13 protein-coding genes and 1 tRNA gene are annotated in these 11497 nt (G+C 62.1%); 5 read left to right on the top strand and 9 right to left on the bottom strand.

Translation table 11 applies throughout. From position 1 onward, the window contains the following. Nucleotides 1-28 precede the first annotated feature (28 nt). A complete protein-coding gene (locus tag AB5I84_RS09015) occupies nucleotides 29-1501 on the bottom strand; it encodes an MFS transporter (protein WP_369455521.1) in 1473 nt (490 codons plus the stop codon). Between the two features lie 127 nt (nucleotides 1502-1628). Between AB5I84_RS09015 and AB5I84_RS09020 the strand changes: the two genes are divergently transcribed. Next, entirely contained in the window at nucleotides 1629-2258 is a 630-nt protein-coding gene (locus AB5I84_RS09020; protein ID WP_369455522.1) for a TetR/AcrR family transcriptional regulator, read from the top strand. A gap of 6 nt (nucleotides 2259-2264) precedes the next feature. On the opposite strand, the gene AB5I84_RS09025 is transcribed toward AB5I84_RS09020, so the two are convergent. From AB5I84_RS09025 to AB5I84_RS09050, 6 genes are all read right to left on the bottom strand, one after another. After that, entirely contained in the window at nucleotides 2265-2597 is a 333-nt protein-coding gene (locus AB5I84_RS09025) for a DUF6694 family lipoprotein (RefSeq protein WP_369455523.1), read from the bottom strand. 32 nt (nucleotides 2598-2629) lie between these two features. Then, entirely contained in the window at nucleotides 2630-3454 is an 825-nt protein-coding gene (queF, locus tag AB5I84_RS09030) for an NADPH-dependent 7-cyano-7-deazaguanine reductase QueF (protein WP_369455524.1), read from the bottom strand. An 83-nt stretch (nucleotides 3455-3537) separates the two neighbouring features. Then, nucleotides 3538-4311, bottom strand: coding sequence for an ABC transporter permease (locus AB5I84_RS09035; RefSeq protein ID WP_369455525.1), 774 nt, complete (start codon nucleotides 4309-4311; stop codon nucleotides 3538-3540). Beyond that, the gene (locus AB5I84_RS09040) at nucleotides 4308-5240 is read right to left on the bottom strand and encodes an ABC transporter ATP-binding protein (RefSeq protein WP_369455526.1); all 933 of its coding nucleotides are present in this window, start codon (nucleotides 5238-5240) and stop codon (nucleotides 4308-4310) included. Before AB5I84_RS09040 ends, AB5I84_RS09035 begins: the two co-directional genes overlap by 4 nt. A 25-nt stretch (nucleotides 5241-5265) precedes the next feature. Continuing rightward, nucleotides 5266-5934 (bottom strand): histidine phosphatase family protein, encoded by a 669-nt coding sequence (locus AB5I84_RS09045; RefSeq protein ID WP_369455527.1) that lies wholly within the window; start codon nucleotides 5932-5934, stop codon nucleotides 5266-5268. A gap of 30 nt (nucleotides 5935-5964) precedes the next feature. After that, nucleotides 5965-6909, bottom strand: a complete 945-nt coding sequence (locus AB5I84_RS09050; protein WP_369455528.1) for a LysR family transcriptional regulator — start codon at nucleotides 6907-6909, stop codon at nucleotides 5965-5967. Nucleotides 6910-7066: 157 nt separating this feature from the next. On the opposite strand from AB5I84_RS09050, the gene AB5I84_RS09055 reads away from it, so the two are divergent. The 3 genes from AB5I84_RS09055 (at nucleotide 7067) to AB5I84_RS09065 (ending at nucleotide 9243) form a co-directional block, all read left to right on the top strand. Beyond that, entirely contained in the window at nucleotides 7067-7840 is a 774-nt protein-coding gene (locus AB5I84_RS09055) for a ferredoxin--NADP reductase (protein ID WP_369455529.1), read from the top strand. 176 nt (nucleotides 7841-8016) lie between these two features. Next, a tRNA-Arg gene (locus AB5I84_RS09060) sits at nucleotides 8017-8093 on the top strand. A 226-nt stretch (nucleotides 8094-8319) separates the two neighbouring features. Further along, nucleotides 8320-9243, top strand: a complete 924-nt coding sequence (locus AB5I84_RS09065) for an endonuclease (RefSeq protein WP_369455530.1) — start codon at nucleotides 8320-8322, stop codon at nucleotides 9241-9243. A gap of 56 nt (nucleotides 9244-9299) precedes the next feature. Here the strand turns inward: AB5I84_RS09065 and bfr are convergent, their stop codons facing one another. Further along, entirely contained in the window at nucleotides 9300-9776 is a 477-nt protein-coding gene (gene bfr / locus AB5I84_RS09070) for a bacterioferritin (RefSeq protein ID WP_369455531.1), read from the bottom strand. Between the two features lie 211 nt (nucleotides 9777-9987). Further along, nucleotides 9988-10233 carry a bacterioferritin-associated ferredoxin gene (locus AB5I84_RS09075; protein ID WP_369455532.1) on the bottom strand — a complete coding sequence of 82 codons (246 nt, stop codon included), beginning with the start codon at nucleotides 10231-10233 and terminating at the stop codon, nucleotides 9988-9990. Between the two features lie 348 nt (nucleotides 10234-10581). Between AB5I84_RS09075 and AB5I84_RS09080 the strand changes: the two genes are divergently transcribed. After that, entirely contained in the window at nucleotides 10582-11469 is an 888-nt protein-coding gene (locus AB5I84_RS09080) for a transporter (RefSeq protein ID WP_369455533.1), read from the top strand. Nucleotides 11470-11497 lie beyond the last annotated feature (28 nt).

Below are 11497 nucleotides of genomic sequence, written 5' to 3' on the forward strand. Positions count from 1 at the left end.
CCGGCCGCCTTGCTGTCGCGCCTTGTGCTCATGCTGAACGTCGGCGCCACAGGGCCCACGCCACCGTCAGCGAACTGAGGCCGGCCACCAGCATCGCCACGTTGAACCCTTGTGACATGGCAGTGCGATAGGCCGCTTGCAGTGCCGGCTCGGCTGGCAGTTGCTGCGCCAGCACCGCGGCGCGTGCCAACTCCAACGAGCCACCCAGCGTGCTGCTGCTGTGTTCCATGCGCGCCAATGCGTGCAGCCCCATCAAGCTGCCGAGCAACGCAATGCCGAGCGTCATGCCAGTCTGGCGCAGCGCATTCATGGTGGCGGACGCGCTGCCGGCCCGGCCCACCGGCACCCGCCCCATCACCATCACCGCCGTACCCGGCACCGCAATGCCCATGCCGATGCCGAGCACTGCCAGCAGCAGCGCCACCCAGCCGTAACCGGTGTCAGACCCAAGCAGCACCATCAGCGCCAGCGCCGCGCCCATGGCGGCGTAGCCCCAGGCCAGCAACGGCGCCAAGGACCAGCGCGCCAGCAAGCGACCGAACGCCAATGACACCCCGCCCATCAATAGGAACTGCGGCAGCAACTGGGTGCCGGTGGCGGATGGACTCTGGCCCTGCCCCTGCTGCAGGAACAACGACAAAAAGAACAAGCTGGCATAGCCACTGAAGCCGAGCACAAACGACGCTAGGTTTGGCAGCCCCAGCCACGGTTTGGTGATCATGTCCAACGGCAACAGCGGCTTGGCGACGCGCTGCTCCACCAGCACGAAGGCGATGCAGCCAATCACCGCCACTGCCAACGCCAGTTGCACCCGACCGTCGCCGAACCCGGCGTGGCCAAAGCGGATCAAAGCGTAGGTGAGCGCGCCCAGCCACACCACGCTCAGCAGCTGGCCGACCGGGTCCAGCGCGGCTTGGTCTGGATCGCGCATTTCATTGATGCCCCACAGACCCAACACCAACGTCACCAATCCCAGCGGCACTTGCAGCCAGAAGATGCTCGGCCAGCTGCTGTATTGCACCAGCAGGCCACCGCACAAGGGCCCCAGCACCAGCGCCAGCGCGCTGAACGCAGACCAGCCGCCGATCACCCGCGCCCGCGCTGCCGGCTCCGGAAAGGCGGCGGTGAGGATCGGCATCGCACCAGGAATCAACAGCGCCCCCGCCAACCCTTGCAGCGCCCGTCCCCACAGCAGCTGCGGCAACGACCCGGCGACGGCGCACACCGCAGCGCCAAGTGTGAACAGCAATACACTCAGCGCCCACATCCGTTTGTGCCCGTAGCGATCCGCCAGCGGCCCAGCCGACAACATGAACGCTGACAGTGCGATGGCGTAGGCACTGACCACCCACTGCAAGCCAGCCAAGTCGGTTTGCAATGCCGTCTGCAACGTCGGCAGTGCCACATTGACGATGCTGATACTGATGGTGGCGAGGAAGGTGCCGAGGTAAGCGGCGGCGACCAGAGCCGCGCGACGGAGCGATGTGTCGGAAGGTGCCACGGTACGGCCCTGCTTTAATTGCTAAAGATTCACAATATTGATTGACCGACTGACGGTCAATCGGTGCGCATGGAAAATTTGCCGCAAGCCCTTAGAATCAGCCCACCAACCTAACCGGGAGTTGCCCGTGTCCCGCTCCGAACCTGCCCGCCATGGCGCTCGCCACCGGGCGCGCTTGGCCCAGCCACGCACCAAACCGGCCACGGTGCGGCGCGACGAGCTGATGAATGCGGCGGAAGCGCTGTTCCTTGCCCAAGGCGTCGACGCCACGCCGGTAAGCGACATCGTCGAGCGTGCCGACGTGGCCAAAGGCACCTTCTACCATTACTTTCCGTCCAAGACGGCGCTGCTGCAGGCACTCGGCGAGCGCTACGCGGCACGCTTCGTTGCCGGGGTGGATGAGGCGGTAGCGCGATGCGCGGCAGACGATTGGCCGGGTCGGCTGCGTACCTGGGTGGAAGCGACGTTGGCGCAATACTTGGACAGCTATCCGCTGCACGATGTGGTCTATGTGAATCACCACCACCACCGCGTCAGCGCCGAGAAAACCGCCATCGTGACGTCATTGCGAACGGTGTTGGAAGCCGGCCAGGCGGCCGGGGCCTGGCAACTGCAGCACCCGGCGGCGCTGGCGCTGATGCTGTTCGGCGGTATCCACGGCGCGGCCGATCATCTGATCGCCACCAATAGCCGGGAGCCAGGATTCATTGCAGAGATCGTGACCGGCTGCCTGCACGCGGTGGGCGCCGGTCACTGAGGCAGGTCAGTCGGCGCGCATCTGCTGGCGCAGCTTGCCGCCCAGTTCGATCACTTCTTTGCCGGTCAGCCCGTCGAGGGTGCGCTGCATGTAGACGTCCAGATCCGCTTCGGCATTGCCGTCTTCCATCATGCCCTGCAGGCTCTGACTGAGGCCGGCCAGCATGATCAGCGTGAACGCCTCAGCAAAAGCTTCTTGCTCAGACTCATTCAGGCCCGCCTGCACCGCCTGCACTGAACGGTCCAATGCCGCATCGGAGGAGGTATCCAGGGTCGGCTCTGACGCACCGCAGGCCGCCAGCATCAAGGTGGCCAGCAACGCCAGCATGGTTTTTTTCATCGGTCCTCCTGACAGATCAAAGCGCGGTGGCGTTATTGACGCACCACACGGAAACGAGGTGCGGGGTGCGCCTCGCTGGAACGGAACGGGTTGATGTCGAGCCCGCCACGGCGGGTAAAGCGCCCGTACACCGACAGCGACTGCGGCCGGCACTGCTGCTGGATGTCGAGGAACATCTGCTCGATCACCTGCTCGTGGAAACCAATGTGGTTGCGGAACGACACCACGTACGCCAAGAAGCTGGTGGGGTCGATCGGCGCGCCACGGTAGTGCACCTGCACGGTGGCCCAATCCGGCTGCTGGGTCACCGGACAACGGCTACGCAGCAGATGCGAGCACAGCGTGGTGTCCTGCAGCGGACCATCGTTGCAGCGCAGCAGCGATGGATCATGCTGGTACTGCGACAGCGTCGCCGGCAGCTGGTCAACACAGAGCCCGCCGCTGCTCATCGGCAACGTCAGCAGCGCCTCATCCAGCGACCACAGCTCCACCGCGACCGGTCCGCCGGCCGCCGCCGACAGATCCTGCACCAGCAGCTGGCGCACCGCGTCGGCGTCAACGAAAGTGCTGTTGGCGAACGAATTCAGGTACAGCTTGAACGACTTTGATTCGATCAGGTTCGGTGTGTCACAGGGCACTTGGCACTCTGCCATCATCACCTGCGGCCGGCCGTGCTGGTCCAGCCATGACAGCTCGAACGCGGTCCACACATCGACGCCCTTAAACGGCAACGCGGCGGACAGCCCGAGGCTCTCGCGCGCCAGACTGCGCGCAATTGGGTGCAGCAACGCCGGCGTATAGGTGTCGATGTACTCGCTGTGACGCCCCAGCGGGCTGTCGGCAAACAGCTGGGCCATGTGTCCTCCGCAACTAAAGGCGCCGCCGGAAGCGGCGGCGCGCAGCACCTTAGCAGCCGCGGCAAGTCGCGGCCAAGCGCCGATTACTGACGAATGCCCACCCCGCGCTGCAACAGCCACAGGCAGAACAGGAACAGTGCCACGGTGAAGCCGAAGATCGCCAGCAGCGACAGTCCCACATTGACGTCAGTGACGCCGAGGATGCCGTAACGGAAGCTGTTGACCATGTACACCACCGGGTTCAGCAGCGTCACCCCGCGCCAGAATTCCGGCAGCAGCTCGATCGAATAAAACACCCCGCCGAGGTAGGTCAGCGGCGTCAACACGAAGGTGGGAATAATGGAAATATCATCGAAGTTGCGCGCAAATACTGCGTTGATGAAGCCGGCCAGCGAGAACAGCGCCGCAGTCAGCACCACCACCAGCAGCGTCAGCCCGAGGTGCTCGACCCGCAGCTGGGTGAAGAACAGCGACAACCCAGTGACGATCACGCCCACGGCAATGCCACGCACGATGCCGCCGGCCACATAACCGCTGAGAATCACCAGCGGCGATGTGGGCGACACCAGCATTTCCTCGATCGAGTGCTGGAACTTGGTGGAGAAAAACGAGCTCACCACGTTGCCGTAGCTATTCTGGATCACGCTCATCATGATCAGGCCGGGCACGATGAACTGCATGTAATCGAAGCCGCCCATATCGCCCACGCGACTGCCGATTAAGTTGCCAAAAATGACGAAGTAGAGCGACATGGTGATCGCCGGCGGCAGCAGAGTCTGCGGCCAGATGCGCATGAAGCGACGGACTTCCTTGCGCAGGATGGTGGAAAACGCCACCCATTGACGATGGGCATTCATGACAGCGTCTCCCCTTCCAGATTGCGCTCCACCAACCGCAGGAACAGCTCTTCCAGTCGGTTGGATTTATTGCGCAGGCTCATCACTTCAATGCCGGCCGCGCTCAGGTGCGCGAACAACTGATTAAGTGGCAGCGTACGCGCCACATCCGCTTCCAGCGTGCGAGTGTCGAGCAGTGTGAACGCCACGCCGTCCAGCGGCGGCACCGCACTGCACGGCTCTGCCAGATCCAACACCAGCGACTCGGTCTGCAAACGCGACAGCAACGACTTCATGTCGGTGTTCACCACAATGCGGCCGTGATCGATGATGGCGATCCGGCGGCACAGCGCCTCCGCCTCTTCCAGATAGTGGGTGGTGAGAATGATGGTCTTGCCGGCCCGGTTCAGCTCGGTCAGGAACGACCACATCGAGCGACGCAGCTCGATATCCACCCCGGCGGTGGGCTCGTCAAGGATCAGCAACTGCGGATCGTGCACCAGTGCCCGCGCGATCATCAGCCGGCGTTTCATGCCGCCGGACAGCTCACGCGCTTGATTATCGCGCTTGTCCCACAGCCCGAGGCTGCGCAGGTAGCGCTCTGCAGTCTGCTTCGCTTTTGCCGCCGGGATGCCGTAATAGCCGGCTTGCGTGACGACGATGTCGAACACCTTTTCAAACTGGTTGAAATTGAACTCTTGCGGCACGACGCCAATGCTCAGCTTGGCCAAGCCGCGCGCGGTGTCGAGCGAATGTCCGAACACTTCCACCGAACCGGCGGTCTTGTTCACCAGCGAACTGATGATGCCGATGGTGGTGGATTTGCCGGCGCCATTAGGGCCCAGCAAGGCAAAGAAATCGCCCTCAGCCACGTCCAGGTCGATGCCCTTGAGTGCCTCGAAGCCATTGCCATAGGTCTTGGTCAGACCCTTGATAGTCAGTGCGTTCAAGCGTTTCCCCTCGTCTGCGGCCAGCTCAATCGAGCCAGCGCGCCACATCCAGTCGGCCCGGCTCGGCGCGCCAGATCCAATGCAGGGCGCCGTCGTCGAACCACAGCCACAACCCTTCCATCATCCACGGCCAATCGCGTTCATTGAGACCGCGCCAGCCCAACAGGCCACCGAGAAAAGCAGCAATGATGGTGTCATGGGTAACATGGATGGCCATTTCGCCGGCGGGTGGCTCGCGCCGGTGCAGGTAACGCACCAGCTTGGCGACCCCATCTTCCAGCGTCAGCAAGCCGTCCATGCCTTCACTCAGGTACTGATTGATGAAACCGAGAATGCCGAGCTCAAAAAACTGCGGACCCGCCAACCGCAGGTCTTCCACAAAACACCCCGGCTCCACTAGCGAAGACTCATGGGCGATCGGCGGCGACGCGGTGCCGGCCCAGCCTTCATACAGCAGGCTGGCAGTATCCAAGCAGCGTCCTACCGGGCTCGAATGCAGCGCCGCGATCGGGCGCGGCATACGCGTGCCCCAGTCGCGGGCCATATTGATGCCTTCCTCGGTCAACGGCAGGCGGTAGTCAGCAAAGCCGTTGGTCGCCAGCTCGCGCACCGAATGGCGGGTCAACAGATGGATCGGGCGATCCCCAGGTAACAGCGGCAGCGCCTGTTCCAGCGCCGGGTGCAAACGGGCCATGTGGTTTGTCTTCCGCCACCGGCGGACTCATCAATTTGGGCGCCCGCCATCATGCGCAAGCTGCCCGGTGGACGCAACGTCCCCCCCCGGCATGGCCGGGAACTGGCGGCACAACTCCATCCACCGCAGCACCGCTTGGCCGCGGTATTTCTGCCGATGCAGGATGAAGTAAAAATGACGGTGAAAATCGCGCCCTGTCACCGTCAACGGCACTAGGCTGCCACGGCGGAAGGCGTCCACCAGCGTCACCCGCGACAGACAGCCCAGCCCCATGCCGGCTTCCACCGCACGCTTGATCGCCTCGGTGTGCTGCAGCTCCAGCAGGATGTTCAGTCGTGGCAGCAAGCCGTGCATGGCCCGATCGAAGGTCTGGCGGGTGCCGGAACCGCGCTCGCGCACGATCCAGTCGGCCGCCTCCAGCGCCGCATCATCGAGCACCCCAGCGGCTGCCAGCGGATGATCCGGTGCGCAGAACACCGCCAGCTCGTCATCGCACCAAGGCAGCACTTCCAGATCCGGGTGCTGTAACTCGCCCTCCACCAAGCCAATATCGAGCCGGAAGCGCAGCAGCGCGTCGGTGACCTGGGCGGTGTTGGCCACGTCCAACTCCACCCGCGCGCCGGGCTGCTGCTGCAGGTAGCGCGCCATGATCGGCACTGCCATGTAATTGCCAATGGTGAGGGTGGCGCCGACACGCAGCTCGCCGACTTCAGAATGGCGCGCGAAGGTCTGCTCCAGTGCCCGCCCCTGCTCAAGGAAGTTCTGCACCCGTGGCAGCAGCACACGGCCATGCTCATTGAGCCGCAGACGCTTGCCGGTACGGTCGAACAGTGTGATGGAAAACTGCTGCTCCAGCTCTTTCAAAGCACCACTGGCGGCAGACTGAGACATGTTCAATTGCTCCGCAGCGCGGGTGATGTTTTCCGTCAGCGCGGTGGCCAGGAACACTTCCAGTTGACGCAGGCTGTATCGCATCCGGGACCTTCCTGATCCATATCAAGAGAACCGATTAAGCATATCAACATAAAGCATTTCACCGATATACTGCGCCCCCGGTACACTGCTTCGTTTTGATGGGCGGCGTCTGCCTTGCCGTCCCTCCTGTCATGCGGTCACTGCGAGAGTTCATGCCATGTCCAATTTGAACAAGGAAACCGTCACCAGCGTGCGTCACTGGAACGACACCCTGTTCAGTTTCACCACCACCCGCGATCCCGGTTTCCGTTTCAAGAACGGCTTCTTCACCATGATCGGCTTGGAAGTGGAAGGGCGTCCGTTGCTGCGCGCCTACAGTGTGGTCAGCCCCAACTACGACGAAGAACTGGAGTTCTTCAGCATCAAGGTGCCGGACGGCCCGCTCACCTCGCGGCTTCAGCACTTGCAGGTCGGCGATCAGGTCCTGATCGGCCGTAAGCCCACCGGCACCCTGTTTGTCGATAACCTGCTGCCCGGTCGCAATCTCTACCTGCTCAGCACCGGCACCGGCCTGGCGCCGTTCATGAGCATCATCCGCGACCCGGAAATCTACGAACATTTCGACAAAGTCATCCTCACCCACGGTGTGCGTTTCGTGTCCGAGCTGGCTTACCAAGATCTGATCATGGAGCAGCTGCCGGAGCACGAATACTTCGGTGAGATCGTGCGCGAAAAACTGATTTACTACCCCACCGTCACCCGCGAGCCGTACCGCAACGAAGGCCGCCTGACCTCGCTGATGGAAAGCGGCAAGCTGTACAGCGACATCGGCCTGCCAGACATCAACCCGGACACCGACCGCTTCATGCTGTGCGGCAGCCCGGCGATGCTGAAGGACCTGACCGCCCACCTGGACAGCCGCGGCTTCCGCGAAACCCGCGGCGGCGAGTTGGGCCATTACGTGGTCGAACGCGCGTTCGTAGAAAAGTGATACCAGCGCGGCCTGCTGCGGCGGGCCGCTGAACACTTTCCCATCAAGTCGGCCAAAAACTCAGCAAACGATTCTTTTCCGGCGAAATTTCCACTTTCAGCGCTTGACGCCCCGGGGACGATTCGGAATAATGCGCAGCCTCTCAGGGCGACAAACATCACCCACCAGAGAGACCCGCACCCGTAGCTCAGTTGGATAGAGCGCCTGGCTACGAACCAGGAGGTCGGAGGTTCGAATCCTTCCGGGTGCGCCATACAAGAAAAGGGGCTGCTAACGCAGCCCCTTTGTTTATCCGCGATACCGCACTGCCCCACCGCCCCACTGGCTCCGACTCCGACTCCGACTCCGACTCCGACTCCGACTCCGACTCTAAGGCTGTCGCGCCACCGCAGCGGACACCAACTTCATCTGCCTCGGCATTGCTGGCACACTGACGCGCCTTGTAAGTCCTGTCTTACGTCAGAGTCTGCCGATTACTTATGTGGAAATACCTTTTTACCGCCTTACTGATCCTCGCCAGCCATGCTGCGACTGCTGCACCACTGGACTTCAACCAAGCCAAGTTGGAAGCCCGTCGCTACGTCTACTTCGACCGCAACACGGTTGGCGATGAATACTGCGGCTGCAAGTGGGAGTGGGCCGGCCGTAACGGTGGCCGTTTCGATCTAGACCAGTGCGGTTACCAAGTGCGCACCCAGCCCACCCGCGCCGAACGGGTGGAGTGGGAGCACATCGTGCCGGCATCCGAACTGGGCCGACAGCGTCAATGCTGGCAGCAAGGCGGCCGCAGCCAGTGCAGCCGCGAAGACGGCGTGTTTTCGCGCATGGAGGCCGATCTACACAACCTCGCGCCAGTGGTTGGAGAAGTGAATGGCGACCGCGGCAACTTCCAGTTCGGCATGCTGCCGAATGCGCCAGCGCGTCACGGCGCCTGTGATTTCCGCGTCGACTTCCAGCAGCGGTTGGCGCAGCCGGCGGCCAGCGTGCGCGGCATGGTGGCGCGGGTGTACTTCTACATGGCTGACCAATACGGTCTGAGCCTGTCGCGCAACCAGCAGCAACTGTTCATGGCGTGGGACCGTCAGTATCCGGTGGACGACTGGGAGCGTGAGCGGGACCGCCGCATTGCCGAGCGCATGGGACACAGCAACCCGTTTGTTATTGGCAGTCGCAGCTGGCGCCTCGGCGGCGCCGTCGATGCCACCCCGCCGCCCGCGGCCACGACTGCCGCAGTTGACGCCGCCCCTACCGCAGTGGTGCATGGCAACCGCCAGAGCCGCATCTACCACCTCGCCCACTGCCCCAGCTACAACGCCATGGCCGCACGCAACCAGGTCACCTTCGCCGATGCCGCCAGCGCCGAAGCGGCCGGCTACCGCCGTGCCGGCAACTGCCGGCCCTAAAATGCAACAGGCCGCCCGAGGGCGGCCTGTTGCGTTAAACCATGGCGACCATGGAATCAGTCGTCATCGCCCATCTGCGATTGCAGGTAATTTTCGATGCCGATCTTGTCGATCAGACTGAGCTGAGTTTCCAGCCAATCAATGTGCTCTTCCTCGGATTCGAGAATTTCTTGCAGCATGTCGCGAGACACGAAGTCGCGCACTGACTCACAGTGGGCGATGGCTTCACGCAGCACCGGCACCGCCTCGTACTCGAGCGCCAAGTCGCATTCCAGCATTTCGCGGGTGTGCTCACCGATTTTCAGCTTGCCGAGGTCTTGCAGGTTGGGCAGACCTTCGAGGAACAGGATGCGCTGAATCAGCACGTCCGCATGCTTCATCTCATCGATGGATTCTTCGTATTCCTTCTTGCCCAGCTTCTCCAGACCCCAGTCCCGGTACATGCGTGCGTGCAGGAAATACTGGTTGATCGCCACCAGCTCGTTACCCAGAGCTTTATTCAGATATTCAATGACTTTGCTGTCGCCGCGCATGGCCTTTTCTCCTTCGGGTCAATCGGGGAGGCCTATTGTTGGGAAGAAGGATGAAGGGCGCAACCGCACCTTCTCATCGGCAAAGCGTAGCGGAAACCGCAATGGCAATGACTTGCAGTCAGGACGGCAAATTAGACGGTGGGAAAACAGTGCAAAAGCGACACACCGGGCAAGCCGGTGTGTCGGACGAAACAGGATCGAACGCTGGAATTTAGACCGTGGCCCACGCTGGATCGAAGATCCGCACCGGCGACGGCACGTAGTGGCCTACCGCATTAACTGACGCTGCGGATGCGGTACGGGCTTCCCGCATCACGCTGCGCGCCTGACGAGCGCACTTGCCACACTGACTGGCCACCCCGAGTTCCCGACGAAGATCGCGCAAACTGTCGCAGCCCTGTTGAACTGCTTCCCGTATTTGGCCGTCAGTGATGCCCTTGCAGAGACATACGTACATTCCAACGCTTCCACGCTGTTTCGACGATGAGGATGCTATCGGACTTGATAATGATTATCAAGTGTATCCGAGCGAGGCAGCTGAACCGGTTTTCGTCTCATCCTGAGACAGCTTCCAGGTGCAAAAAACGCTGGATGAGACAGGTGATTCACCTCGGTCACATCTAGAGATTTTTCTATAATACTTAAGTTATGTGCCCGCTAACCCCTTATCACAAAACACATTTTTTTCACTTATCGCTCCCGCCGCCGAATTGGCACTGATGTTGGCTTGGATCATGCAGCCACCGTTGCGAGGCATTGCCCAAGGATCCACCCAACAACAACAATCGGACTCAAGGATCGCAACATGTGCCACTTTTCCTTCCCCCGCATCGCGCTCACTACTCTTGCTTCTGGACTGCTCGCCGCCACCCTGCCCGCCCATGCGGTGGACGTGGACGCCGGTGATTACACTGCCCTGCCCGACGGCACCAACCTAGCGATGGTGTATTACCAATACGCCACCCGCGACACCGCCTACAGCAATGGCTCCAGCCAACCGGGTCGCCCCGGCCTGGACAGCCACGTTGGCATCTTGCGTGGTGTGCACTTCATGAACATCGGCGGCTACACCGTCGACCCGCAGTTCCTGCTGCCGTTCGGCCGCATGGAAACCAGCAAGGACATGTCGGCCGTGGACAACGCCGACGGCGTCGGTGACCTGATCCTGGCCGCCACCGTGTGGCTGCTGAACGACAAAGAGCAGGGCCGCTACTTCGGCATCACCCCGTTCCTGTACGCCCCCACTGGCAGCTATGACCACAACGACGCGCTCAACCTCGGTGAGAACCGCTGGAAGTTCGCTTTGCAGGCCGGCTATATCACGCCGATCGTGGACAAGTGGCTGCTCGACGTGACGGCGGATGTCACGCTGTTCGGCGACAACGACAAGTTCGGCGCCAACCGCGACACCATGAAGCAGGAAGCGATGTTCCAGCTGCAAAGCTTCGTGCGTTACCAGATTGATCCGACGCTGGACCTGCGCGTGGGTCTGTCACAAACCTTCGGCGGCGAAACCAAGGTCGCTGGGGTGAAGCAGGATGACGAAGGTGAAGTCACCAAAATGTCGGTCGGCACCGCCTGGTCGTTCGCACCGGGCATGCAGCTGCTGGCCACCTACGGCCAGGACCTGCGGGTGGAAAACGGCCTGAAGGAAAAACACCGCCTGAACCTGCGTTTCCTGAAAGCGTTCTGATGACTCTCGCCGGCGGCGCTGACCTGCC

This window comes from Alcanivorax sp. REN37, from assembly GCF_041102775.1.
GTDB classification, from domain to species: domain Bacteria; phylum Pseudomonadota; class Gammaproteobacteria; order Pseudomonadales; family Alcanivoracaceae; genus Isoalcanivorax; species Isoalcanivorax beigongshangi.